This is a genomic window from Speluncibacter jeojiensis, assembly GCF_029589495.1.
GTDB classification, from domain to species: domain Bacteria; phylum Actinomycetota; class Actinomycetes; order Mycobacteriales; family Mycobacteriaceae; genus Speluncibacter; species Speluncibacter jeojiensis.
On the sequence record NZ_JAAIVF010000001.1, the window covers coordinates 276,813 to 302,532 of the forward strand.

The 25,720-nt window shown below is 69.9% G+C and carries 23 protein-coding genes; 2 read left to right on the forward strand and 21 right to left on the reverse strand.

The features are described from left to right. The first annotated feature begins 9 nt into the window (after positions 1 to 9). Complete coding sequence (gene narI, locus G4X40_RS01320) at positions 10 to 735, forward strand: respiratory nitrate reductase subunit gamma (protein ID WP_277829637.1); 726 nt, start codon at positions 10 to 12, stop codon at positions 733 to 735. Positions 736 to 769: 34 nt separating this feature from the next. Here narI and G4X40_RS01325 read toward each other — a convergent pair whose 3' ends face one another. From G4X40_RS01325 to G4X40_RS01345, 5 genes are all read right to left on the reverse strand, one after another. Beyond that, positions 770 to 1,192, reverse strand: a complete 423-nt coding sequence (locus G4X40_RS01325; protein WP_277829639.1) for a VOC family protein — start codon at positions 1,190 to 1,192, stop codon at positions 770 to 772. A gap of 88 nt (positions 1,193 to 1,280) precedes the next feature. Continuing rightward, positions 1,281 to 2,522, reverse strand: a complete 1,242-nt coding sequence (locus G4X40_RS01330; protein ID WP_277829641.1) for a fatty acid desaturase family protein — start codon at positions 2,520 to 2,522, stop codon at positions 1,281 to 1,283. A 36-nt stretch (positions 2,523 to 2,558) separates the two neighbouring features. Then, positions 2,559 to 3,671 (reverse strand): ferredoxin reductase, encoded by a 1,113-nt coding sequence (locus G4X40_RS01335; RefSeq protein WP_277829642.1) that lies wholly within the window; start codon positions 3,669 to 3,671, stop codon positions 2,559 to 2,561. 87 nt (positions 3,672 to 3,758) lie between these two features. Continuing rightward, complete coding sequence (locus G4X40_RS01340) at positions 3,759 to 4,271, reverse strand: DUF6912 family protein (RefSeq protein WP_277829644.1); 513 nt, start codon at positions 4,269 to 4,271, stop codon at positions 3,759 to 3,761. Positions 4,272 to 4,296: 25 nt separating this feature from the next. Then, positions 4,297 to 5,718, reverse strand: a complete 1,422-nt coding sequence (locus tag G4X40_RS01345) for a WS/DGAT/MGAT family O-acyltransferase (RefSeq protein WP_277829645.1) — start codon at positions 5,716 to 5,718, stop codon at positions 4,297 to 4,299. 294 nt (positions 5,719 to 6,012) lie between these two features. On the opposite strand from G4X40_RS01345, the gene G4X40_RS01350 reads away from it, so the two are divergent. Beyond that, entirely contained in the window at positions 6,013 to 6,558 is a 546-nt protein-coding gene (locus G4X40_RS01350; protein WP_277829646.1) for an Rv3235 family protein, read from the forward strand. Positions 6,559 to 6,600: 42 nt separating this feature from the next. On the opposite strand, the gene secA is transcribed toward G4X40_RS01350, so the two are convergent. The 16 genes from secA to G4X40_RS01430 form a co-directional block, all read right to left on the reverse strand. Then, positions 6,601 to 9,372: a preprotein translocase subunit SecA gene (gene secA / locus G4X40_RS01355; protein ID WP_408642126.1), complete on the reverse strand. Its 2,772-nt coding sequence runs from the start codon at positions 9,370 to 9,372 to the stop codon at positions 6,601 to 6,603. Positions 9,373 to 9,539: 167 nt separating this feature from the next. Further along, entirely contained in the window at positions 9,540 to 10,232 is a 693-nt protein-coding gene (hpf, locus tag G4X40_RS01360; protein ID WP_408642089.1) for a ribosome hibernation-promoting factor, HPF/YfiA family, read from the reverse strand. Between the two features lie 337 nt (positions 10,233 to 10,569). Then, complete coding sequence (locus tag G4X40_RS01365) at positions 10,570 to 11,232, reverse strand: ComF family protein (RefSeq protein ID WP_277829649.1); 663 nt, start codon at positions 11,230 to 11,232, stop codon at positions 10,570 to 10,572. Between the two features lie 123 nt (positions 11,233 to 11,355). After that, positions 11,356 to 13,185 (reverse strand): MtrAB system accessory lipoprotein LpqB, encoded by a 1,830-nt coding sequence (gene lpqB, locus G4X40_RS01370; protein ID WP_277829651.1) that lies wholly within the window; start codon positions 13,183 to 13,185, stop codon positions 11,356 to 11,358. Then, positions 13,182 to 14,849 (reverse strand): MtrAB system histidine kinase MtrB, encoded by a 1,668-nt coding sequence (mtrB, locus tag G4X40_RS01375; RefSeq protein ID WP_408642090.1) that lies wholly within the window; start codon positions 14,847 to 14,849, stop codon positions 13,182 to 13,184. The genes lpqB and mtrB overlap by 4 nt, the downstream gene beginning before the upstream one ends. A gap of 5 nt (positions 14,850 to 14,854) precedes the next feature. Beyond that, on the reverse strand, positions 14,855 to 15,532 hold the full coding sequence (mtrA, locus tag G4X40_RS01380; protein ID WP_277829655.1) for an MtrAB system response regulator MtrA: 678 nt from the start codon (positions 15,530 to 15,532) through the stop codon (positions 14,855 to 14,857). A gap of 92 nt (positions 15,533 to 15,624) precedes the next feature. After that, positions 15,625 to 16,260 carry a dTMP kinase gene (locus tag G4X40_RS01385; RefSeq protein WP_277829656.1) on the reverse strand — a complete coding sequence of 212 codons (636 nt, stop codon included), beginning with the start codon at positions 16,258 to 16,260 and terminating at the stop codon, positions 15,625 to 15,627. Between the two features lie 66 nt (positions 16,261 to 16,326). Beyond that, positions 16,327 to 17,790, reverse strand: a complete 1,464-nt coding sequence (gene ahcY / locus G4X40_RS01390; protein ID WP_277831210.1) for an adenosylhomocysteinase — start codon at positions 17,788 to 17,790, stop codon at positions 16,327 to 16,329. A 37-nt stretch (positions 17,791 to 17,827) separates the two neighbouring features. Beyond that, on the reverse strand, positions 17,828 to 18,466 hold the full coding sequence (locus G4X40_RS01395) for a TetR/AcrR family transcriptional regulator (protein ID WP_277829657.1): 639 nt from the start codon (positions 18,464 to 18,466) through the stop codon (positions 17,828 to 17,830). 103 nt (positions 18,467 to 18,569) lie between these two features. Beyond that, the gene (locus tag G4X40_RS01400; protein WP_277829658.1) at positions 18,570 to 20,105 is read right to left on the reverse strand and encodes an APC family permease; all 1,536 of its coding nucleotides are present in this window, start codon (positions 20,103 to 20,105) and stop codon (positions 18,570 to 18,572) included. A 59-nt stretch (positions 20,106 to 20,164) separates the two neighbouring features. Next, complete coding sequence (locus G4X40_RS01405; RefSeq protein WP_277829659.1) at positions 20,165 to 21,091, reverse strand: cation diffusion facilitator family transporter; 927 nt, start codon at positions 21,089 to 21,091, stop codon at positions 20,165 to 20,167. A 45-nt stretch (positions 21,092 to 21,136) separates the two neighbouring features. Continuing rightward, positions 21,137 to 22,366 carry a mannose-6-phosphate isomerase, class I gene (manA, locus tag G4X40_RS01410; protein ID WP_277829660.1) on the reverse strand — a complete coding sequence of 410 codons (1,230 nt, stop codon included), beginning with the start codon at positions 22,364 to 22,366 and terminating at the stop codon, positions 21,137 to 21,139. Continuing rightward, entirely contained in the window at positions 22,366 to 23,517 is a 1,152-nt protein-coding gene (locus tag G4X40_RS01415) for a tobH protein (protein ID WP_277829661.1), read from the reverse strand. The genes manA and G4X40_RS01415 overlap by 1 nt, the downstream gene beginning before the upstream one ends. Further along, positions 23,514 to 23,735 carry a Trm112 family protein gene (locus G4X40_RS01420; protein ID WP_277829662.1) on the reverse strand — a complete coding sequence of 74 codons (222 nt, stop codon included), beginning with the start codon at positions 23,733 to 23,735 and terminating at the stop codon, positions 23,514 to 23,516. Before G4X40_RS01420 ends, G4X40_RS01415 begins: the two co-directional genes overlap by 4 nt. Positions 23,736 to 23,862: 127 nt before the next feature. Next, complete coding sequence (locus G4X40_RS01425) at positions 23,863 to 25,230, reverse strand: phosphomannomutase/phosphoglucomutase (RefSeq protein WP_277829663.1); 1,368 nt, start codon at positions 25,228 to 25,230, stop codon at positions 23,863 to 23,865. Between the two features lie 82 nt (positions 25,231 to 25,312). Beyond that, a complete protein-coding gene (locus tag G4X40_RS01430) occupies positions 25,313 to 25,699 on the reverse strand; it encodes a DUF3499 domain-containing protein (RefSeq protein WP_277829665.1) in 387 nt (128 codons plus the stop codon). Positions 25,700 to 25,720 lie beyond the last annotated feature (21 nt).

Here is a 25,720-nt window from a genome sequence, read left to right on the forward strand (position 1 = left end):
AGGCCGCAAATGACCACCGCGTTGTGGATGACGTTGCCGTACATCGCGTTCACGTCGTTCGTCGTCGGGCACGTGCTGCGCTACCGCCAGGACCAGTTCGGCTGGACCACCCGCTCGTCGCAGCTGCACGAGGCTCGCCTGCTGCGACTGGGCAGCCCGATGTTCCACTTCGGCCTGGTCGGGGTGTTCGGCGGGCACGTGCTGGGCCTGCTGATCCCGGAGACCTGGACGGCCGGATTGGGCGTGTCCGAGGAGGCCTACCACCTGGTGTCGGTGTCGGCCGGCACCGTGGTCGGGCTGGTCACCGTGGCCGGCATGGCGATCCTGCTCTATCGCCGCTGCACGGTGACGGCGGTCCGTCAGGCGACCACCCGCGGCGACAGGGTCATGTACTCGCTGCTCGTCTGCGCCATGCTGGCCGGACTGTGGAACACGATCGGCGGCAACCTGATCGGCGGACCCTACGACTACCGCCAGACCGTGGCGCCGTGGTTCCGGAGCCTGCTGACCCTGCACCCGCAACCCGAGTTGATGGTCGGCACGCCGCCGAGCTTCCAGGTGCACAACCTGATCGTGCTGAGCCTGATCGCCATCTGGCCGTATACGAGACTGGTGCACATGTTCAGCGCGCCGGTCGGGTACCTGGTGCGCCCGTATGTGGTCTACCGCAGCCGGGACCGCGTGCGTCCGAGCCGTCGGTACGCCCGTGCGTGGGAGACGAATTCGGCTCCGTGAGGGTCGGCGTCAGGTCCAGCCCGGTGCCGCCCGGTCACGACGCCGGCGGCACCGGACCGCCGTCACGGGTGGCCATCCACTGCTGGATCTCGATCAGGTTGCCCTCGGGGTCGCGCAGGTAGGCACCGGCGATCGTTCCCCACCGGATCGACGGTGGCGCCAGCGGGCGCGCACCACGCGCGGTGATCGCCTCGAGGTAACCCTCCAGGTCGTCGACCCGGAGAACCACCAATGCGGCGTCGCGCCCGCGCGGTCCGTCGACCTCCGCCGCGCCGCCCAGCGCCCGTGCCAGGTCGGCGCGCTCGTGCAGGCACAGCGCGCTGCCGAGGTCCGGCTTGAACGCCGCATACGGTGGGGTGGGGTCGGGATTCTGGGGGACCAGGCCGATCACATCCCGATAGAACTCGAACGTCCCGGCGAAGTCCGAGACGATCAGTCGGATCTGCGTGAGATGCACGGATCCATTGCATCACAAGAGCTCCCCGACGGGAAGCCCACGGCCACACCGTGACCGAGCCCGACCGGACGTTCCGAGCGGGGACCGGTCAGCGACCGCGCATCTCCCGTAGTGCGGTGCGCAGGCCGCGCCGCCGACCGGTGGTCGGGTCGACCGCGATCGCCTCACGCAGCGCGGTGCGGCCCGTCCCCGCGGCCGACCGGAACTTGCGTTCCGAACTGGTCTCCGGGGCGTCGTCCGCGGTGGCGCTGAGCATCTCGTTCGGCAGGGCCAGCTTGTAGATCGTGCGCAGCGTCAGCAGGTACTGCCTGGCCAGCGACCCCGTGGTGTACGGCAGGTCGTACTTCTCGCACAGCGCGCGTACCCGTACCGCGATCTCCGCGTAACGGTTGCTCGGCAGGTCCGGGAACAGATGGTGCTCGATCTGGTACGACAGGTTGCCGGTCATGAAGGCCATCACCGGTCCGGCGTCGATGTTCGCGGTACCGAGCATCTGGCGCAGATACCACTCGGCCGGCGTCTCGTGCTCGAGCTCCTCCACGGTGAACTTCTCCGCGCCGTCCGGGAAGTGCCCGCAGAAGATCACCACATAAGTCCACAGGTTGCGCAGCACGTTCGCCAGCGCGTTGGCCTGCAACGTCCTGACGAACCGGCGCCCCGACAGTGCGGGGAAGAACACGTAGTCCTTGGCCACCTGGCGCCGGACCTTGCGGGCGAGTTCGCGCAACTGCGCGCGCGTCTCCTGCTGCTCCTGCTCGGTGCCGGTGCGAAGCCGTCCGATCTTGATGTCGTGGACCGCGATGCCCCACTCGAACGTCACCGCCAGGATGAGGTTCTGCAGGGGCTGCAGCAGGTGCATCGGCTTCCATTGCTGGTCGCGGGTCACCCGCATGACCCCGAAGCCCACGTCGTGGTCCATGCCGACCACGTTCGTGTACTTGTGGTGCAGGAAGTTGTGCGAGTGCTTCCACTGCGGCGCCGGGCACGCCATGTCCCACTCCCACGACGTGGAATGGATCTCGGGTTCGTTCATCCAGTCCCATTGGCCGTGGATGACGTTGTGCCCCAGCTCCATGTTCTCGATCGACTTCGCGACCGCCAGGATTCCGGTGCCGACCCACCAGCTCGTCCGCGTCCGGCTGCGGAACAGCACGATCCGGCCCGTCGCCTCGAGGATCCGTTGGAACTCGACGGTGCGCCGGATGTACCGCGCATCGCGGGCGCCGAGGGACTCCTCGACGTCGCGGCGGATCGTGTCGAGCTCGCGGCCGAGCTCCTCGATGTCCGCCTCGGTCAGATGCGCGAACTCCTTGATGTCGGTGATGGCCACCCGGACGCCTCCGCTAGTGCGCGATGTTGACGGTGGTCACAGATCGATTGTGCAATCACCCGATGCCGAGGATACGCACGTCTGGACCCGCGTACCCTCCTCGTGCTCGCGACCGTTGCGCAGATCGCGCACGCAGCCCTCCTCGAGGGTGGCCACACACGTCTGGCAGATGCCCATGCGGCAGCCGAACGGCATCTGCACGCCGACCTTCTCGCCGGCCTCGAGGATCGTCGTCGCACCGTCGATCTCGACCGACTTGCCGGACCGCGCGAACGTCACCGTGCCGCCCTCACCGCCGCGCGCCGACCGCTCGATCGCGAAACGCTCGGTGTGCAGCGACTCCGCCAACCCGGCCTCGCGCCACTTCGCCTCGACGTCGTCGAGCATGGCGGTCGGGCCGCAGGCCCACACCTGACGCTCACGCCAGTCCGGGCAGACCTCGTCGAGCTCGTCCAGCGCGAACTTGCCCATGCTGCGGGTGAGCTGCAGGTGCACCCGCAGGCCCGCGTGCTCGGACTGGAGCTGCTCGACCTCCATGCGGAACATCGCATCGTCCTCGGTCGGAGCCGAATGAACGTGCACGACGTCCGGCATGTCGCCGCGCCGGTCGAGGGTGCGCAGCATCGAGATGATCGGGGTGATGCCGCTGCCCGCGGTCAGGAACAGGATCTTCGCCGGTGGCGGTTCGGGCAGCGAGAAGTTGCCCTTCGGCGCGGCCAGCCGCACGATCGTGCCGGGAGCGACGCCGCCGACCAGGTGCGAGGACAGGAAGCCCTCGGGCATCGCCTTGACGGTGATCGAGATCAGCTTCTGGTTGCGCTGCGGCGCCGACGTCAGTGAGTACGAGCGCCAGTGCCAGCGGCCGTCGACCAGCAGGCCGATGCCGATGTACTGACCGGCCTGGTAGTCGAAGGTGAAGCCCCAGCCCGGCTTGATCACCAGCGTGGCCGAGTCGCCGGTCTCGCGGCGCACCTCGACGATCTGCCCGCGCAACTCCCGCGCCGACCACAGCGGGTTCGCCAGGTGCAGGTAGTCGTCCGGCAGCAGCGGCGTGGTGACCCGCGCCAGCGCGCCGCGCAACATGTTCAACGGAGCCTTCGACGTGGTCGCCTCACCGACCGGCGCTTCCAGCCATTCCTTCAATCCCATTGTGATGTGCCCATCCGCTCAACCGCCCGACCTAACCTACGGTCCCGTAGGTTACCGGGTCGGGGCGGTGGCCGCCAGCACCGAAAACTAGAGCAGCTCCAGCAGGAACGGCAGCTCCTGCGTGGCGTACCACGCCAGCTCGTGATCTTCGGCGTCCCCGAGGACGAACTCCGCGTCCTCGTCGCCCAGATCCGCCGCGTCGATCACCTCCACGGCCCGCAGCAGCGACTCCTCCGCGTCGGACAGGTCCACGTGCACGGAGGCGACCTGACGCATCGCGATCGGCCCGTCCAACCGCACGACCGCGTCGTCGAGGTCGGGCCGCGGCTTCGCCCCGTCCACGTCCGCGGCCAGCACCGCGCGGCGCACCGGGAACGCGGGCTCGCCCGCGTCGGCGTCGAGCTCCGCGGCCAGCAGCCGCAGCGACGCGCGCGCCGCCTCCCGGATGGCGACGTCGGCCAGCTCATCGTCGTCATCGGAGGTGTACGCCTCGCGCAGCGCCGGCGTCACCGCGAACGCGGTACCGCTGCGCGCCCGCAGCTCGCCGTCGGCGACGAGGCCCTGGAGCATCCGGATCGTCACCGGCACAAAGACTCTCATCTGGCACTGTCCTCTCGTCGGTGGGTCACCCGCAGGCGTCGAGCAGTTCTTCGACCGATTCCCGGATCAGCTCCGGGAACAGGTCCAGGTCCGGCATGGCATCGCGGTCGCCGTTCATCCCGTAGAAGACCTTGCCGTCGTACGAGGTCAGGCCGACCGTCAGGGCCTGGTTCCGCAGCAGCGGTGCCACCGGATAGATCTCCACCATCTTCGCGCCCGCGACGTACAGCGGCATCTGCGGCCCCGGCGCATTGGTGATGACCAGGTTGAACGCCCGCCGCGACATCGTGCTGGCGACCCGTGCGCTCATCGCGTGCATCGTCGGCGGCGCGAAACCGGAGAGCCGGACCAGGCTGCTCGCCGCCACCTGGCGGACCGGACCGGGCTCGTTGCCCATCGCGTGCGCGACCTGGGACAACCGCACCACCGGGTTCAGCTCCCCCACCGGCAGGTCGACCAGGACCGACGAGACCTCCGGTCGCGCTGGGCTTTCCGCCGGCGGCTGCTCCTCGTCGGGCACACCGGGCTCCGTGGAGTACACCGAGATCGGCACCAGCACCCGGATCGTGCTCGATGCCTGCACCGGCTCGCCGCGCGAGATCAGCCAGTTGCGCAGCGCCCCGGTCATCACGGTCAGGATCACGTCGTTGATCGAGCAGCGGTACCTGGCCCGGATCGCGCGGTAGTCGGCGAGCCGGGTGGTGGCGACCGCACAGCGTCGGCTGTTCGACACCTGCACGTTCAGCGGGCTCGCAGGCGCCGAATTGGTCGCGCTGCGCAGAATCGACGCCACCCCGGTGACCAGCTTGGTCGCCCGCCCCAGCATGCCGGCGACGTCGCCGACCGCGTGGCGCACCAACTCGACACCCTCCCCCGGGCTGGTGACCAGCTCGGCGGCCGCGCCGAGCAGCAGGCTCGAGGTCCCCGGCTCGGGCCGCGGCATCCACATCTCCTCCGGCAGCTGCCGCGGCGTCGGCGTCGGGTCGAGCACGACCTGGTCGATCTCCCGCCCGGCGACCCCGTCGACAAGCACCTGATGCGACTTGGTGAAGATCGCGAACCGGCCGCCCTCGAGCCCCTCGATCAGGTACATCTCCCACAGCGGACGGCGGCGATCGAGCAGTCGCGACGACAGCCGCGCGACCAGATCCGTCAGCTGCTCGGTCGATCCGGGCTTGGGCAGCGCGGAGCGGCGGACGTGATAGGTCAGGTCGAAATCCAGGTCGTCCACCCACACCGGACGCGCCAGCCCGCGCGCGACCTCACGGACCTTCTGCCGGTACCGCGGCACCAGCGCCAGCCGGGCATCCACCAGGGCGAGCAGGTCCTCGTAGTCGACCCCGCCCTTCGGGGTCTCGAAGATCGCCAGCGAGCCGATGTGGGCCGGGGTCGCGGCCGTCTCGAGGTAGTAGAACGCGGCGTCCTGACCGTCCAGCCTGCTCACCACCGAGACGCACCCCCGGTGCGGTGCGCCGGCATCTGAGGGCCGGTCGACGGCCCGCCGGGAAACTCGGGGCCGAAAAGCTCTGGACTGGACTCATCCCGCATGAGCCAACCCTAGTGGAGCCGGAGCCGGCGGCCCGATCTCCGCGGACGAAAACGCGCCGCGCGAGGACCGTTCATGGCATTCTCACAGGCGCCGTACCGACACCCTCTCCTGTCGACCGGTCCGATTCGGGCTGCCCTGGCGCCGTCCGGCCGAACTCACCACCGACTCGGTGGTGCCCGACGAGGAGAGATCATGTCCGACCCGCTCACCGCACGGTTCCTCTCACACCCGCCGCACTGCGAGCCCGCGGCCCGGCCGCTGACCGGCCGCCGCGCGGACGGATCCCATGCGCCCCTGGCCCGGTCCTCACCGTCGCGGCACTCACCGGCGCCGGGGTCTGCCGAGTTGTGCGTGACGGCGTCCGCGCGGCCCGAGAGACCTGCCGGACCTGCGCGGGTAGCTCCACCTGCGCCGCAGAACGTCACCGAGGCAAGGGCTTTCGCCGATCACACGCTGCGGATGATCCTGGAGGTGCTCGACCGGCGGCGCAAACCCGACCATCTGCGTCCGATGCTCGCCGCCGGGCTGGTCGACACCGTCGCCACGTTGTCGCGCGCGGAACTGCCCGCCCGCCGACTGGGCGCGGCCGCCCTGTCCCGCGTACACGTGTCGATGGTCGGCCCCGCCGCGGCCGAGGTCTTCGCCACCTATGCCCGCGGACCGCGCGTGTTCGCGATCGCGGCCCGTACAGAACGACGCACCGCCGGTTGGCGGTGCGTCGCACTGCGGATCGTCTGATTCCGGGGACGGCCACGGCCGCACGGGCCGCGCCTGGATGCCCTACTTCTTGCGCTTGGGCTTGGGCCCCTTCGACTTCGCGCGGGCCGCGGCGCGGCGCTCACGGCGCGTGCCACCGGCCTCTTCGCCGTCCTCGTCCTTGCCGCGGCGTACCTCGGTGCCACCGGATTCGGACGGTCCGGAGTACATCAGTCCGCGGGCGGACTGCTCGTCGAGTCCCTTGGCGCGCAGCGCGGTCGGCGCCGCGGACTGCGGTGCCTCCGCGGCCGCCTGTTCGGTCGGCAACGGTGCCGCGGGCTTGCCGAGCGACACCCCCGCCAACTCCGGCTCGGGTTCGGGTGCCTGCACCGGTTCGATCGCGACGTTGAACAGGAACCCGACCGACTCCTCCTTGAGCCCGTCGAGCATCGCGCTGAACATGTCGAAGCCCTCGCGCTGGTATTCGACCAGCGGATCACGCTGGGCCATCGCCCGTAGGCCGATGCCCTCCTTGAGGTAGTCCATCTCGTACAGGTGCTCGCGCCACTTGCGGTCGAGCACCTGCAGCAGGATGCTGCGCTCGATCTGACGCATCGCGCCCTCACCGCCGAGCGCGTCGATCTCGGCCTCGCGCCGCGCGTAGGCCGCACGGGCATCGTCGAGCACGGCCTGACGCAGATCGTCGCGGCTCAGCTCGCCGCGCTCGCCGAACTCGTTCTCCTCCGTCAGGCTCTTCCACTCGATGCCGACCGGGTACAGCGCCTTGAGCGCGGTCCACAACGCGTCGAGGTCCCAGTCCTCGACATAGCCCTCGCGGGTCGCGCCGTCGACGTAGGCAGTGATCACGTCGGTGATCATGTGTTCGACCTGACCCTCGAAGTCCTCGCCCTCGAGGATCCGGCGGCGCTCCTCGTAGATGACGGTGCGCTGCTGGTTCATCACCTCGTCGTACTTGAGGACGTTCTTGCGGATCTCGAAGTTCTGCTGTTCGACCTGGGTCTGCGCGCTCTTGATCGCCTTCGAGACCATCTTGGCCTCGATCGGCACGTCGTCCGGCAGGTTCAGCCGGGTCATGATCGCCTCGACGGTGGCGCCGTTGAACCGGCGCATCAGCTCGTCGCCGAGCGAGAGGTAGAAGCGGGACTCGCCGGGGTCGCCCTGGCGGCCCGAGCGACCGCGCAACTGGTTGTCGATCCGCCGGGACTCGTGCCGCTCGGTACCCAGGACGTACAGTCCGCCGGCCTCGAGGACCCTCCCGGCCTCCTGCTTGACCTGGTCCTTCACCTTGACGATCTCGTCGTCCCAGGCCTGCTCGTACTCCTCGGGGGTGTCCACCGGGTCGAGACCGCGAGCGCGCAGCTCGAGGTCGGCGATGATGTCGGGGTTGCCGCCCAGCACGATGTCGGTACCACGGCCGGCCATGTTGGTGGCCACCGTGACCGCGCCGATCCGGCCGGCCTCGGCGACGATCGTCGCCTCTTTCTCGTGGTACTTGGCGTTGAGCACGTTGTGCGGGACACCACGCTTGGTGAACTGCCGCGACAGGTACTCGGAACGTTCGACGCTGGTAGTGCCGATGAGGACCGGCTGACCCTTCTCGTGCCGCTCGACGACGTCGTCGACGACGGCATCGAACTTCGCCTCCTCGGTCTTGTAGATCAGATCGCCCATGTCCTGGCGGACCATCGGCTTGTTGGTGGGGATCGGGATGACGCCGAGCTTGTAGATCTCGTGCAGCTCTGCGGCCTCGGTCTCGGCCGTACCCGTCATGCCGGAGAGCTTGTCGTAGAGCCGGAAGTAGTTCTGCAGCGTGATCGTGGCAAGGGTCTGGTTCTCGGCCTTGATCTCGACCTTCTCCTTGGCCTCGATCGCCTGGTGCATGCCCTCGTTGTAGCGGCGTCCGACGAGCACACGGCCGGTGAACTCATCGACGATGATGACCTCGCCGTCGCGGACGATGTAGTCCTTGTCGCGGGTGTAGAGCTCCTTGGCCTTGATGGCGTTGTTCAGGTAGCTCACCAGCGGCGAGTTCGCGGCCTCGTACAGGTTCTCGATGCCGAGCTGGTCCTCGACGAACTCGACGCCCGCCTCGTGCACGCCGATGGTGCGCTTCTTGATGTCGATCTCGTAGTGCACGTCGCGCTTGAGCAGCGGGGCGATGCGGGCGAACTCCGAGTACCACTTCGACGACGCGTCGGCCGGACCGGAGATGATCAGCGGCGTGCGGGCTTCGTCGATCAGGATCGAGTCGACCTCGTCGACCACCGCGAAGGCGTGGCCGCGCTGGACCAGCTCCTCGAGCGAGTGCGCCATGTTGTCGCGCAGGTAGTCGAAGCCGAACTCGTTGTTGGTGCCGTAGGTGATGTCCGCCGTGTAGGCCTTGCGGCGCTCGACCGGGGACATGCCGCCGAGGATCACGTCGACCTCGAGGCCGAGGAACCGGTGCACCCGGCCCATCCACTCCGAGTCGCGCTTGGCCAGATAGTCGTTGACCGTGACCACGTGCACGCCGTCGCCCGAGATGGCGTTGAGGTAGGCGGGCAGCACACAGGTCAGCGTCTTGCCCTCACCGGTCTTCATCTCGGCGATGTTGCCGAAGTGCAGCGCGGCGCCGCCCATGATCTGGACCGGGTAGTGCTTCTGCCCGAGCACCCGGAACGAGGCCTCCCGGGCCACCGCGAACGCCTCGGGGAGCAGCTCGTCGAGGGACTCGCCGTCCGCGTAGCGCTTGCGGAACTCGTCGGTCTTGGCACGCAGTTCGGCGTCGGAGAGACCCTCCACGTCCTCGGACTGACTGGAGACAACGTCGGCGATACGTGCGAGTCGCTTGACCATGCGACCCTCACCGATGCGGAGCAGCTTCGACAGCACGGGTTCCCTCGTCCTCAATCCTGTGTCGGAAGTCGGTTCACACTCGACCGGGCGTCACGGGCCCGGAACGAGAGGTCCGGCCGGGGCGCATTCACCCCGGCCGGACCCATGGTAGGCGCAGATCCGCGTGATCAGGCGAGTCGGATCAATCCGTAGTCGAACGCGTGGCGGCGATAGACCACCGACGGACGATCCGTGGCCGCGTCGTGGAACAGGAAGAAGTCGTGTCCGACCAGTTCCATCTCGTACAACGCGTCGTCCACGCTCATCGGGGCCGAGGAGTGCACCTTGGTGCGGACGATCTGGCCCGGGCCCACGGCCTCGGGTGTCTCGTTGTCCAGCCCCACACCCGGCGAGATGCCCAGCGAGTCGTCCGCGGCGAGCCGCGCGGTGGCCTCGGACACCGACACCGGCGTCTTCTCGCCGTAGCTGACCTTCCGGCGGTCCTTGACCTTGCGCAGCCGGCTCTCGAGCTTGGCGCTGACCGATTCGAACGCCCCGTAGAAGCTGTCCGCCTTGGCCTCCGCCCGGACCACCGGACCCTTACCCCGGGCGGTGATCTCGACCTGCTGGCAGTTCTTGAGCTGGCGACGGTTCGGCTGATGCTTCAGCTCGACGTCGAACAAATGTATGGAGGGGTCGAAGCGTTCCAATCGCGCGAGTTTGTCCGCGACATAGGCGCGGAAATGATCGGGGACCTCGACATTGCGGCCCTTGACCACGACGTCGGCCTGGGGAACGTCCATGTGCTCCGTGCTGGCTCCGTCGGCTGCCAACCTCTCGGCGACCTGAGTGACCATCGCGGCTTCTGAACTGGTCGACACTCGTACCTCCCAAATCTGGCCGGCACCCTTGCCCGGTACCGGCGGTACCACCTGCTGTGCCGGGAGTGAGAGGACCACTGCACCGCCCGGCACCAGTTCGGAAGAGTTCACCTCCTACCGTGCATTCGGGGCTGGTGAACGCGACGGTAGTCCGGGTTGGACGCCAGTGCCAGGGTTTGCGCCACACACCGCGCGTCGCTTTCGTCACGGCGTGTCGGCGGGGTGTTCACGCAGCGTTTCGGCACATTTACGCGTATGGTCACCGGCACTCGTGTCGGCGTCCGGTCGGGGGGACGTGACCAACCCGACCACACCGGCCACCGGCATTCGGCGAACGTCACTCGGCGAAGGTGACGGTGAGCACCGCGTGCACCCGCACGCCCGCCGCCGCCAGCGCCGACAGCGACTCACATGCGGTCGCCCCCGTGGTGACCACGTCGTCGACCAGCACGACCGTCGATGCCGGGCTGGGCCGCAGTCCCCCGCACAGGCGGACCCGGCCGGCGAGGTTACGCCGTCGGCGCGCGGCCGACATCCCCACCGAGTCGCGCACGCCCGCGCCCAGCCGCAGCAGCGGCGCGACGGTGACCGGTTCGGGCCGCAGTGCGGCCGCGGCCGCGCGGGCCATCGCGGTCACCGGATCGCCCCCGCGGCGGCGGGCAGCGCCCGCTCGGGTGGGCGCCGGCACCAGCACCAGCGGGGCCAGTTGCGGCGGGTCCAGCTCGCCCCAGTGGCGCAACATGTCCACCGCGCCCGCCAGCGCGACGCCGAGCGGGCGTGCGAGGTCCCTGCGGCCGTGTTCCTTGGCGGCGATGACCGCGCGGCGCCGCGGCCCGTCGTGCGGGCCGAGGCTCCACACCGGGACTCCGGGATCCAGCCGGGTGTGCACCCCGACGGGTTCGCCGGACACAGCCTCCCCGCACTGCCGGCACCAGCGGGTGCGCGGTGTCCGGCAGCCGCCGCACTCGAGCGGCAGCACCAAGTCGATCAGTGCGCGCATCCGCTCAGACTGACAGCCGCCGCCCGCCCGGCCGGGCCGGCGGCGGGATGCTGTGGACAACGCGGACGGTTGTGCACAACCTGCGGGGCGAGACCCCTGTGCGAGCAGGCCACCCGGCGCCGGTCAGCCCGGCATCACCGGCACCGCACGCCGGCCGACCAGCCCGGGGATCTCGCGCCAGTACTGCTCGTCGTCCGGCGAGGTCGTCGACAGGGTCAGCACGCCGCGGCTGTCCGCGACCAGCTTCGCGGTCGGTGTCGCGTCGATGAGCGTGACCGGCGGCGACAGGTTCCGACTCGGCAACGCCTGCATGCTCGAACCGTCCACCGCCAGCTGGACGACCGGCGCGTCGGCCCCGGACCGGGTCACGAAGATCGTGTCCGTCCGCCCCCAGTCCAGGGAGATCGCCGAACTGCCGAGCGCGAACGCGATGGCACGCGGGCTGGTCAAGGCGAATCCCCCGTTCGCCCCCGGCGTCACATACGCCACGTAGACCCGGCCGCCGACGATCAACGCAGCGCGGGCTTCGTCCCGCGACAGCCGCAGCTCGGTGATCGGCCCGCCGAGCGCCGCGATCGCGGATGTGTCGACCGGCGCCGCTGTCGCCCCGGCGGCGGGGTCGACGACCGCCCGGGTGACCTTCGTCCCGTCGACCACCGCCCACACGACGTGGTCGTCACCGCCCCAGGTCGGGCGGGTGATGGTGGCGCCGCCCGCGACCACGTTCAGCGGCCCCTCCAGCGGTCCGGCCACCAGCTCGACCCCGGACCCGGGACGCCCGGTCGAGCGCACGGCCGCGACCAGCTTGCCGTCGCGGGACAGCGACGCCGACAGCACGTTCCCGCCGTCCGGCGCGGGCTTGCCGAGCGGACCCGCCACCGGGGTGACGCTCGAGTCGTCGACGCTGTCGAGCACGCCGTCGACGATGGCGTGCAGGCCGACGGACGGGCCGGCCGGGAAGCTCGGATCCCAGGCGGCCAGGCTCGCGGTCGTCCAGCCCTCGGCGAAGCGCGGGTCGATCGGCGCCCCGTCGGCAAGCACCTCGTACGGACCGGTGATACCCGCGCCGGACAGTGTCCACACCACCTGTGCGGCGAGGAGTTCACGGTCGTGCGGGTCGAGGTTCCCGATCCCCTGGAAGTCCATCCGGATGCCGCCGGGGCCGACCCCGACGTCGCTGTCGCGCCCGTCGATCTTCGTGAGGGTCGAACGCAGGTGCACGCCCTCCCCGAGCTGGGTCCGCACCGCCGGCGCGAGCGGCGCCTTCGGCCCGGCCAGCAGCATCGCGATCAGCTGGGCGGCCAGCCCCTCCTTACGGACCGCGATCCACCGCGGATCCGGAACCAGCGCGGTGCCCGCATAGTTGACGAAGTACAGCGACTGGCGGTGGTACACGCTCAGGAACTGCGACCGGTCCATGATCACGCCCGCCGGCAGGTTGTCGATCCGCCACTGACCGTCCTGCCGGACCATCTCGAAGCGCGCCTCGAGCGTGCCGTCGTCCGCCTTGAACACCCCGTCCGGGCTCAGCTCGCCGACCTTCGCGGCACTGACAAGGATCCGTGCGGAGTCGGTCGCGCGGTTCTCGAAGAAGACATCGATCTTGTCGACCACCAGTGCGCTCTGCGAGTCGTCCCACTTGGAGTTGGCCTGCGCGGTGAGGAACTGCCGGGCCGCGGCGTGCCGGCCGGCAGGCTCGGTGCTCGCCTTGAGGAAGTCGCGCACCAGCAGGTCCGGTTCGCGCCCCGGTGTCGGGGCGGGCACCGACGACGTGTCGGGTTCGCGGGCCACGGTGCCGATCGCCTGCGGCGAGGACGACGTCGGCAGCGTGGCGCATCCCGCGGCGACGGTGGCGATGACGGTCGCGCCGGCGACCGCGGCCAGCGCCTTCGCGACACGACCACGCGCGGCACGACTGCGCACGGCACCCGCGCGGCTTCCGAAGAGGGTCACGCGCTCGGCTCCCGTTCCACCCGAGGTTCCTGTGGCACCGGCGGTGCGGGCCGGTCCGACTTCGCCGGTGCGGTCGACCGCAGCGGCAGCGGACTGCCGGTCAGCTTGTGTCCGTGGTGGCGTGGCAGCGTCAGCCGGAAGCAGGCGCCCTTACCCGGCTCGCCGCTGGCCTCGAGCCGCCCCTGGTGCAGGCGCGCGTCCTCCACGCTGATCGCCAGGCCCAGCCCGGTGCCGCCGGATCGGCGCACCCGCGACGGGTCCGACCGCCAGAACCGGTTGAAGACCAGCTTCTCCTCGCCGGGTCGCAGCCCTATCCCCTGGTCCCGCACGACCACCGCGACGGCGTCGTCATCGGCGCGCATCCGCAGCAGCACGGGCCGGCTCTCGCCGTGGTCGATGGCATTGGCCAGCAGGTTGCGCAGGACCCGCTCGACCCGGCGCGGGTCGGCCTCGGCGACCACCGCCTCGTCCGGCAGGTCGACGACCAGCTCGGTGCCGGTCTCCTCGGCGAGGTGGCGCACCGTCGACACCGCCGCTCGGGCGCACACCCGCAGGTCGAGCTGTTCGGCGGCCAGCTCCGCCACGCCCGCATCGTGCCGGCTGATCTCGAGCAGGTCGTTGAGCAGCGACTCGAACCGGTCCAGCTCGGTGACCAGCAGCTCAGCCGAGCGTCGCAGCGTGGGGTCGAGACCGGGACTGCCGTCGTGGATGATGTCGGCCGCCATCCGCACGGTGGTCAGCGGCGTGCGCAATTCGTGGCTCACGTCCGAGGTGAACCGCTTCTGCAGGTTGCCGTACTCCTCGAGCTGGGTGATCTGACGCGAGAGGCTCTCGGCCATGTCGTTGAACGACATCGCGAGCCGGGCCATGTCGTCCTCGCCGCGGACCGGCATCCGCTCCTTGAGCCGGCCGTCGGCGAACCGCTCGGCGATGCGCGAGGCCGACCGCACCGGCAACACCACCTGCCGCGCGACCAGCATCGAGATCGCGGCGAGCAGGCCCAGCAGCACCACGCCGCCGGTCAGCAGGATGCCGCGCATCAGCGACAGACTGCGCTCCTCCGCGCCGAGCGGGAAAACCAGGTACAGCTCCGCACCGGTGATGTTCGAGCTCACCGGGGTGCCGACGATCAGCGCGGGCATCATCGCCCCGTCCGGTCCGGGCACCGACGAGTACTGATAGCTCACCTGTCCGGCCTGCACGAACGAGCGCAGCGTCTTGGGGATCTCGCCGACCGGTCCGGCCGAGGTGCTCCGCCCGGGGGCGCTGCTCGAGGCGACCAGCACCGGGTCGAACGCGCCGGCGCCGCCGGAGCTCTGCGACTCGGCGGACGGATCGATCAGCGCGGCCTTCGCGACCTCGAGCCGGCTCTCTGTGGAGGTGGACTCGTCACTGTTGGCGAGGACCCGCTCGACCGTGCCGCGGGCGCGGTCGATCTCCTCGGTGGCGGCGCCGACCTTCGTCTCGAGCATGCGGTCGGTGATCTGGCTCGACAGCACGAAGCCCAGGATCAGGATGACGATGAGCGAAAGCGTCAGCGTCGAGACGACCACGCGGAACTGCAGCGACCTGCGCCACCGACGGGCGAGGAAACGGCCGAAGCCCCGAAACCAACGCAGCACCGGCGAGAACGCTCCGTTCAGCCGGCGCCGCGATTTGTGCATACCGATCACGGGGGTCCGGCCTTGTACCCGACCCCGCGGACGGTCAACACCACCTCAGGGTTGTCCGGATCCTGCTCGACCTTGGCGCGCAGCCGCTGCACGTGCACGTTGACCAGCCGGGTGTCGGCGGCGTGCCGGTAGCCCCACACCTGTTCGAGCAGCACCTCACGGGTGAACACCTGACGCGGCTTGCGCGCCAGCGCGACCAGCAGATCGAACTCGAGCGGGGTCAGCGGGATCAGCGCGCCCTCGCGGGTGACCTTGTGCGCGGGCACGTCGATGAGCACGTCGGCGATGCCGAGCACCTCGGACGGCTCGTCGTCGGCGCGGCGCAGCCGGGCGCGCACCCGCGCGACCAGTTCCTTCGGCTTGAACGGCTTGACAACGTAGTCGTCGGCACCGGACTCGAGGCCCAGCACCACGTCGACCGTGTCGGTCTTCGCGGTGAGCATGACGATCGGCACGCCCGACTCGGCGCGGACCGCGCGGCACACGTCGATGCCGTTCATCCCGGGAAGCATCAGATCGAGCAGCACCAGATCCGGGCGCACCTGCCGGACCGCGCCCAGCGCCTGCGCCCCGTCGCCGACAACGGTCGGCTCGAAGCCCTCTCCGCGGAGCACGATCGTGAGCATTTCCGCCAATGCGGCGTCGTCATCGACGACCAGAATCCTCGGCTTCATATCTCCATCGTGGCACCAGTTCGACCGCGAGCGGCTTCACCTGGGCCGCTCGGCGCGTTGCCCTGTCCAGGGTACGCGTGCCGGCCGGGTGGTCAGCCGAGCAATCCGTCGGCCAGGGACTCGGCGTCGGCGTCCGGGTCCACCGTGGTCCACGGCGAGCCCCAGCCCGCGGCGGACAGCTGCCGGTACGCCTGCGCCGTCCGCGCCTGTAGTTCCGCATCACGCTCGTACGCATCTCGCTCGCGGGTGGGGTCGGACTGCGCGCGGGCGACCGCGCGCGCCCGGGCGAGCTCCACGGGCACGTCCAGGTACAACTGACGGTCCGGGACCGGCAAGGCGAAACGTTCGAACTCGAGCTCGCGCACCCACTCCACGAAACCGTCGCCGGGCTCCTGATGCAGCCGGGCCGCACCGTAGGCGGCGTTGGAGGCGACATACCGGTCGAGCAGCACGACATCGTGCGTGCGCACCAGCTCGTCGAGCTCACCGCGCGCGGCGTGGCGGTCGAGCGCCCACATCAGCGCCATCGCATATACCGACTCCGCGAGGTCGCCATGAGCCCCACGCAGCGCCTCTGCACCGAGGTCGGCGGTGACCGACCGCCCGTAGCGCGGGAAGGCCTCGGTGGCCACCGACAGTCCGCGGCCGCGCCAGGCGCCGACCAGCTTGTCGGTCAGCGTGCGTTTACCGGCGCCGTCGACGCCCTCGATGACCAGCAGTGTGCCCACGGCCGCCGAGCCTAACGACCCGTGCGTGAGTTGCGGGGTCCGGACCCCGCAACTCACGCACAGCGGTCAGTAGCGGTAGTGCTCGGGCTTGTACGGGCCCTCGACGTCCACACCGATGTACTCGGCCTGGTCCTTGCTCAGCTTGGTGAGCGACCCGCCGAGCGCCTCGACGTGGATGCGCGCGACCTTCTCGTCGAGGATCTTCGGCAGCCGGTAGACCTCGTTGTCGTACTCGTCGGGCTTGGTGAACAGCTCGATCTGCGCGATCGTCTGGTTCGAGAAGCTGTTGCTCATCACGAACGACGGGTGGCCGGTGGCGTTGCCCAGGTTGAGCAGCCGACCCTCGGACAGCACGATGATCGACTTGCCGCTGTCGCCGAACGTCCACTGGTCGACCTGCGGCTTGATGTTCAGGCGCACCGCACCCGAACGCTCGAGCGCCGCCATGTCGATCTCGTTGTCGAAGTGGCCGATGTTGCCGAGGATGGCCTGATCCTTCATCGCCCGCATGTGGTCGAGGCCGATGATGTCCTTGTTGCCCGTCGACGTGACGACGATGTCGGCCTGCGAGATGGCCTCCTCGACGGTGACCACGTCGAAGCCGTCCATCAGCGCCTGCAGCGCGTTGATCGGGTCGATCTCGGTGACCTGGACGCGGGCACCCTGTCCGGCGAGCGATTCCGCGCAGCCCTTGCCCACGTCGCCGTAGCCGCAGATCAGCACCTTCTTGCCGCCGATGAGCACGTCGGTGCCGCGGTTGATGCCGTCGATCAGCGAGTGGCGGGTGCCGTACTTGTTGTCGAACTTGCTCTTGGTGACCGAGTCGTTGACGTTGATGGCGGGGAACACCAGCTCGCCCGCGGCCGCGAACTGGTACAGCCGCAGCACGCCGGTGGTGGTCTCCTCGGTCACGCCCTTGACCGACGCGGCGACCGTCGACCACTTCTTCGCGTCCGCCTCGAGCGAGCGGCGGAGCAGGTTCAGGAAGACCTGGTACTCCTCGCTGTCGTGCTCGGCATCCGCCGACGGCACGACGCCCGCCTTCTCGAACTGTGCACCGCGCAGCACCAGCATGGTCGCATCGCCGCCGTCGTCCAGGACCATGTTGGCGGGCTCGCCGGGCCAGGTGAGCATCTGCTCGGCGGCCCACCAGTACTCCTCGAGGCTCTCGCCCTTCCACGCGAACACCGGGACGCCCTGCGGCTCCTCCGGCGTGCCGTTCGGGCCGACGACGATGGCCGCGGCCGCGTGGTCCTGGGTGGAGAAGATGTTGCACGAGGCCCAACGGACTTCGGCACCCAGCGCGACCAAGGTCTCGATCAGCACGGCGGTCTGGATGGTCATGTGCAGCGAGCCGGAGATGCGGGCACCCTTGAGCGGCAACACATCCGCGTACTCACGCCGCAGCGCCATCAGTCCGGGCATCTCGTGCTCGGCGAGGCGGATCTCCTTTCGGCCGAACTCCGCCAGCGACAGGTCCGCCACCTTGAAGTCGATCCCGTTCCGGTTGTCCGCGGTCAGCTGCGTCATGTACCTCTCCTCGTCGGATGTCGTCACCGGCCCAAGGCTATCGGCCCGGTTCGTCCTGCGACACCTGGGCACCGATGACGGCGTCGACGAACGGCGCGAGCAGTGCGCTGATGTCCTCGGCCGGGTGCTCCCCCGCGGTGGGGCCGAGGGTGACATAGCTGAGCGCCGACCGCACCAGATGCGTGCTCAGCAGCCGCGCCTGGTCCTCGTCGACCTGCGCCCAGCACTCGACGAAGATCCGGCCCAGCCGCGCGGTCGCGACCTCCAGGAGCGGCGCCCCTTCGCTGGTGACCAGCCGCATGACGTCGGGATTGGCGATGCCGAGGATCGCCGAGCGCACCATCGGGTCCGAGGACGCCCCGGCGAGGAAGCCCGAGAACGCCTCGCGCAGCGCTCCCTTCGCGTCGAACGGGTGGTCGGCGACCGCCTTCTCGACGTCGTCGAGATAGCCGTCGACGAGGCGCAGGACGTAGGCCTGGGCCACGCCCTGGCGCGACTTGAACTCGTTGTAGAGGGTCTGCCTGCTCATGCCGGCGGCGGTGGCGAGATCGGCCATGGTGATCTCGCCCCAGTCGCGCGCGTCGAGCAGCTCGCGGGTCGCGTCGAACACCGACTGCCGCAGCAGTTGACGCGCGGCCTCCTGATAGGGCACGCGGATACGCGGCTTCGTCGTCATGTACACGACAGTTACACCACGCCGGGCCCCCGTCAAACAGCCCGTCGAACAACCGGCCCGTCGGACAACACAGCCCGCTCACGCGCCTCTCGGCGCGCCGGACTCAGCCGCCCAGCCCGGCCCGCTCCCGTCGACCGAGCACCGAGTGCCGTCGGCCGTACGAGAAGTAGACGACGAATCCGATCGCCATCCAGATGACGAATCGCAGCCAGGTCTCGACCTGCAGGTTGAGCATCAGCCAGAAGCAGGCCAGGATCGCCAGGATCGGCACGACCGGCACCCACGGCACCCGGAAGCCGCGCTCCAGATCGGGACGGGTGCGGCGCAGCACGATCACGCCGCCGCAGACGAGCACGAACGCGAACAGCGTGCCGATGTTGACCATCTCCTCGAGATCGCCCATGTTCACGAAGGTGGCGAGGACGGCGACCACGACGCCGACGAGGATGTTGATCCGGAACGGGGTGCCGCGCTTGCCGGTGTGCGCGAGTTTGCGGGGCATCAGCCCGTCACGGGACATCGCGAACAGCACCCGCGCCTGGCCGAGCAGTAGCACCATCGCCACCGTGGTCAGGCCCAGCAGCGCACCGATCGAGATGATGTTCTTGGCCCAGTCCAGATGATGGATGGCGAAGGCGGTCGCCAACGTCGCGGACTCGCCGTTGTGTGAGCGCAGGTCGGTGTAGCTGACCATCCCGGTGAGCACCAGGGTGACCGCGACGTAGAGCACGGTGACGATGGCCAGCGACCCGAGGATGCCGCGCGGCAAGGCCTTCTGCGGGTTCTTGGTCTCCTCGGCGGTGGTGGCGACCACGTCGAACCCGATGAACGCGAAGAACACCAGGCTGGCCGCGGCGAGCAACCCGTACCAGCCGTAGGTGCTGTTACCGGCGCCGGTCAGCAGCGAGAACAGCGACTGCTTGAGGCCGCTGCCGGCGCCGGAGCCGCCCTCCGCCGGCGGGATGTACGGGCTGTAGTTGTGCTTGTCGATGTAGAAGGCGCCCACCACGATCACCAGCAGCACCACGGCCACCTTGATCGCGGTGATCACCAGCGACACCCGCGAGGACAGCTTGGTGCCGCGCGCGAGCAGCGCCGTGATGACCACGACCAGCAGCAGCGCGCCCCAGTCGAACTTGACCGGCCCCCAGTTCAGCACCGTCCACGACGGCTCGTGGATCACGGTGCCCAGGTACTGTGACCATCCCTTGGCGATCACCGCCGAGGCGAGCGCGAACTCGAGGATCAGGTCCCAGCCGATGATCCAGGCGACGAATTCGCCGAAGGTCGCGTACGAGAACGTGTATGCGCTGCCGGCCACCGGCACCGTCGAGGCGAACTCCGCGTAGCACAGCGCGGCGAGGCCGCAGGCGATCGCGGCGAGCACGAAGGCCAGCGACACCGACGGCCCGGCGACGTCACCGGCGGTCGAGGCGGTGACGGTGAAGATGCCGGCGCCGACGACCACCGCGACGCCGAACACGGTCAGGTCCCAGGACGTCAGATCCTTGCGGAGCTTGGTGTCGGGCTCGTCGGTGTCGCGGATGGACTGCTCGACCGACTTCGTGCGCCAGATCCCGCGGCGGGCACCGGCCCCGGTCGGCGCCCCCTTCTCGACCGGCCCCGTACTGCGCACCATCCACCGCCTCCTCGCACACCCGGTTCACCCGGCACTTCGAGGTGTCAGTATTGCGCAGTTCAACCGATTCGGTGGGACGGTGTCCTATCCAGGTCCGGCTCGATGTAGATCACCCGCGCCGCGGGCACCACCGCGCGCACGCGCACCTCGGCATCGTCGATCGCGGCCGCAACGGCGGGCAGTCCGGTGCCGGGCGGCATCGCGACCTTAGCGGCCACCAGCAACTCGTCCGGGCCGAGATACTGGGTCTTGAGGTGGATCACGCGGTCGACTCCGCCGCCGACCAGTGCGTCGAGAATCAGGTGCTCCTCCTGCTCGGTGGCACCCTCACCGATCAGCAGCGACTTCATCTCGACGATCAGCACGATCGCGATGATGCCGAGCAGCAGGCCGATCGCCACGGTGCCGATGCCGTCCCACACCGGGTCCCCGGTCAGCACCGTCAGCCCCACACCGGCGAGCGCGAACACCAGACCGATCAGCGCGCCGGTGTCCTCGAGCAGCACCACCGGGAGTTCGGGGCTGCGCGAGTTCCGGATGAACTGCCACCAGTTCGCGTCGCCCTTGAGCGGCCGGGATTCGCGGAAGGCGGTGCGGAAGCTGAAGCCCTCCAACGCGATCGCGATGAACAGGATCACCACGGCGACCACCGGCATGGTCAGCGGTTCGGGATGCTCGATCTTGTGCACGCCCTCGTACAGGGCGAACACCGAGCCGAGCGTGAAGAGCACCAGCGCCACGACGAAGGAGTAGAAATACCGGTTGCGGCCGTAGCCGAACGGGTGCAACCGGTCCGCCCGGCGGGCGGCCTGCCGCTGGCCGATCAGCAGCAGCCCCTGGTTCGAGGTGTCCGCGACCGAGTGCACCGCCTCCGCGAGCATCGACGAGGATCCGGTGATCGCGAAGCCGACGAACTTCGACACCGCGATACCGGCGTTCGCGGCCAACGCCGCGAAGATCGCCTTCTTGCTTCCCTCCGCCGACATCGGCCTCCCTCTCGTTGTCCGACGGCAATGGTCCGCCGGCGCGTCTCAGCGCGGGCCGATGGTGGCCCGGAAGACCTGGGCGCGACCGATCTCGGCCTTGACGACCGCCCCCGGGTCGGCGGCGGGGATCCACAGCGACTGCCCCGCCGACAATTCGAGCACCTGATCGGCACACCGGACGATCACCGTACCGAGCGTGCACAACAGGATCTGCGGGCCGTCGTCGTCCACCGCGACGGCGGCGTCGCGGTCCTCCGCGGTCACGTCCAGTTCGATCCGGGAGAGCCGGAACTCGGGCGCCTGCGTCCGGTAGACGAACTCGCCCGCGTCGGTGGGCGTACCGGTCAGCGCGGTCGCGTCCACAGCGGAGAAGTCCAGCACCCGAAGCAGTTCCGCCACATCGACGTGCTTCGGCGTCAGCCCGCCGCGCAGCACGTTGTCGGAGTTCGCCATGATCTCCACGGCCATGCCCTGCAGGTAGGCGTGCAGGTTGCCCGCGGCCAGGTAGAGACCCTGCCCCGGCTCCAGCGTGACCCGGTTGAGCAACAGCGACGCCAGCACGCCCGCGTCGCCCGGATAGGTCTCGCCGAGTTCGAGCGCCGTGCGCACCTCGTCCCGGAACGGGGCATCGCCGGCCGACAGGTGCCGCACACAGCCGTCGAGCACCGCGGGCACCAGCGCGTCGAGTACAGGCTGCGGCAGCGTGATCCACGTGGTGAACAGCGCGCGCAACCCGGCCGCGTCGGGCTGGCCGCGCAGCAGGCCAATGTGCGGTTCGAGTTCGGGCACGTCCAGGGCCGAGAGGAATTCGACGGTGCGCGCGGGGTCGCGGAACCCGGCGAGTGCGTGGAACTCGGTCAGCGCGACGACGAGTTCGGGCTTGTGGTTGCGGTCGCGGTAGTTGCGGATCGGCGAGTCCAGCGGGACGCCGAGGCGTTCCTCGCGCTCGTACCCCTCCTCGGCCTGGCTCATGCTCGGGTGCGCCTGCAGCGAGAGCGGTTCGTCCGCCGCGAGCAGCTTGAGCAGGAACGGCAGCCGGTCCCCGAAGGCGGCGCGACTGCGCGTACCCAGTTGCCGCTCGGGTGCGTCACCGAGCGCGTCGAGCAGTGAGCGTGATCCCTCCGGCCCCAGCAACCGAGCCGGGTTCGCCGGATGCGCGCCCATCCACAGTTCCGCCTCCGGGTGCGGGGTGGGCGACGGGCGCCCCGACAGTGTGGCGATGGCGGTCCGGGAACCCCACGCGTAGGGGCGGACCGCACCTTCGAGCAGACGCACTAGCCCGCACCAACCAACTGCAGGTAGGCCGCCGCCATCTCCAGACGCGTGGCCAGCACTGCGAGCTGTTCGATCTCGGCCCGGTCGTCGAGTTCCGCCGCCGGGGGTGCCGCCGGCGCCTGCACGACGCCCGGCCGACCGGCCGCACCGTGGTCCGCCCGGCCCTCCTGCCGATGCAAATGTGCCGGCGTGGGCTCCTCCCCCGCCAGCACCAGGTCCGCGTCCGGCAGTGCGGCCATGCGCATCTCGACCGCGCGTGCGGACGCCGACGTGGACAGCGCGAACACCCGCACGAGCCGGGCACCGGCGCCCGGCTCGTCGAAATCGGGATCGTGGAAGAGCGATCCGCTCGTCAACGCGGGGCCGGCGGCCAGCACATCCGACAACTCCGCGGCCGCCGCGACGGTGCCGGCGACCCGCAGCAGCACGGCGGCGCCGTGCCCCGCCAACTCCCGCGCCCCGGCCGAGTCGCCCGCCAGCACCACCCGTCGGCCCTGCATGCGTGAGGCCAGGGACTTGGCCGGATTGTGGAACAACTCGCGGCGGGGATGGTTGCGCAGGGCCTCGCCGTCGAGCACGTCGGCGAACTCGGCGAAGCCGGAAGGCGCGGTCGCCGTGCCGGACTCGACGACCTCGAGTGCCGCGAGCATCACCGCGAGGTGATGCATCAGCGAATTGATGTCGAGCACGTGCATGCGCGGCGGGACCGTGATCGCGCGGCCCGCACCGGCCGCCCGCAGCGGCCCCTCGTCCGGTGCCGCGACGATCACCTCGGCGCCGTGCCGGACCGCCTGCGCGACCGAATGCACCAGCCGCGGATCACCGGCGTCCTCGCCGGTGACGACGACCAGATCCAGCGGCCCCACCCAGGACGGCGCCTGCGCCACGTGGATCAGCGGAACACCCAGTCGCGCACCCAGAGTCGCGACGACCAGCCCGGCCGCCCGCGCGGACGAGCCGTGTCCGGCCACCAGCACCACACTGCGTGGGCGCAGCCCGGCGAGCCGGGCCAGCGCGCCTTCCTCGACGGCGGCCGCCACCGCACGCACTTGGGCTCCGCCCAGTGCCGCCGACCGCAGGGCACCACGGGTGTCACCCGCGAGCAACGCCTCGACGTCGTCGAAGTCGATGTCCGAGGCGGGTGCGGTCATTGCGAGGCCCCTTCGTTCGGTTCCTCCCTCTGAGCGTCGGTGGCCTCGTCGAGCAGCAGCACCGGGATCCCGTCCTCGACCGGATAGATCCGGCCGCAGACGGTGCAGGTGAGTGCGTCGGCCTCGGGGTCCGTCGGGGTACCGACGCGCAGGGAACCGTGGTCCGGTGCCGGGCACGCCAGGATCTCCTGCAGAACCGGGTCCAGAACTACAGCCATGGCGAACATCCCTTTCCTCGTTTACGGTTCACGGTCTTCGTCGAAGCGGCACCCTCGGGGCCGCCCGCGCGCAAGCCGTCGACCTCTCAACCTACGTCACCGGCGGGGTCGACGTGCCCCACCCGAATCAGGCCTGCACGATCCCCAGGATCTCGGCCGTGAGCGCGTCGACCTCGCCGCGGGTCCGCGCCTCGACGTTCAGCCGCAGCAGCGGTTCGGTGTTCGAGGCCCGCAGGTTGAACCAGGCCCCGCCGGGCAGGTCGACGGTGACGCCGTCGAGCCGATCGACCTCCACTGCCCGGGCGGCGAAGGCCGCGACGACCGCCTCGGTGCGCCCGGCCGCATCCGCGACGGTGGAGTTGACCTCACCCGACGCCGCGTACCGCTCGTACTCCGCCATCAGCTCGGACAGCGGCCCGTCCTGCTCGGCGAGCGCCGCCAGCACGTGCAGCGCCGCGAGCATGCCGGAGTCGGCACCCCAGAAGTCGCGGAAGTAGTAGTGCGCCGAGTGCTCGCCGCCGAAGATCGCGCCGGTCTCGGCCATCTGCTGCTTGATGAACGAATGCCCGACCCTGGTCCGGACCGGCGTACCGCCGAGCTCGGTGACCAGTTCCGGCACCGCGTGCGAAGTGATCAGGTTGTGGATGATCGTCGCGCCGGGCTCGCGGGTCAGCTCGCGGGAGGCGACGAGCGCGGTGACCGCCGACGGCGAGACCGGATCACCCTTCTCGTCGACGACGAAGCACCGGTCCGCGTCCCCGTCGAACGCCAGGCCGATGTCGGCCCCGGTGGCGACCACGTGCCGCTGCAGGTCGACCAGGTTCGCCGGGTCGAGGGGGTTGGCCTCGTGGTTCGGGAAGGTGCCGTCGAGCTCGAAGTACAGCGGTTCGATCTCCAGCGGCAGCGGCCCGAGCACCGCCGGCACGGTGTGACCGCCCATGCCGTTGCCCGCGTCCACGGCGACCCGCAGCGGACGCAGACCCGACAGGTCCACCAGTCCGCGCAGGAAGCGGGCGTAGTCCGGGAGCACGTCCTGCTCGGTGACCTCGCCGCGGGCGCCCTCGTGGTCGGCGACCCCCGCGATGACGTCGGCCGCGATCTGCGCGAGCCCGGTGTCCTGCCCGACCGGCTTCGCACCGGCTCGGCACATCTTGATGCCGTTGTACCGCGCCGGATTGTGACTGGCGGTGAACATCGCGCCCGGGCAGACCAGCAGACCGGAGGCGAAATACAGCTGGTCGGTCGAGGCCAGCCCGATCAGGACGACGTCGAGGCCCTGCCCGACGATCCCGTCGGCGAAGGCGCGCGCCAGCGTCGGCGACGAACTGCGCATGTCGTGCCCGATCGCGATCCGGGTGGCCGACTCGGCACGCATCAGCCGGGCGAAGGCACCGCCGACCTCACGCACGAACTGCTCGTCGATCTGCTCCCCGACCACTCCACGGACGTCGTAGGCCTTGATGACAGCGTGAACGGACTCGGCTGCGCGCACCACGGTGAAGACTCCTGGGATAGTGCTGAACAATGCGGACCTGCTGCGGGATCGAACAGGGAAAGCCTAGTCGCCCCGCCGCGCACTACTGGGTCGGGTCCGGCAGCACCCGCAGATGTCCGCGGCGCCCGGTGCGTGCGGCGATGGAGATGGGCCGCGCCGGGTCCTCGCCGTCCTCGGGCGCCGGCACGGCGCGCTCACCACGACCGGCCTCGCGTACCGCCTCGGCCAGTGCGGTCAGGTCGTCCTCGTCGGGTTCGCCGACGGCGAATCCGCCCTCGTAACGCACCAACTCCCAGTTCCGCGGCGCGGTGATGCGCACCGCATGCGCCTCACACAGGTCCCACGAGTGGGGTTCCTCGTTGGTGGCCAACGGACCGACGACCGCGGTCGAGTCGGAGTACACGTACGTCAATGTGGCGACGGCAGGGTTGTTGCACCCGGGTCGGCAGCATTTCCGTAGAGCTCTCACAATCAGGGAGGGTAGCGTGCC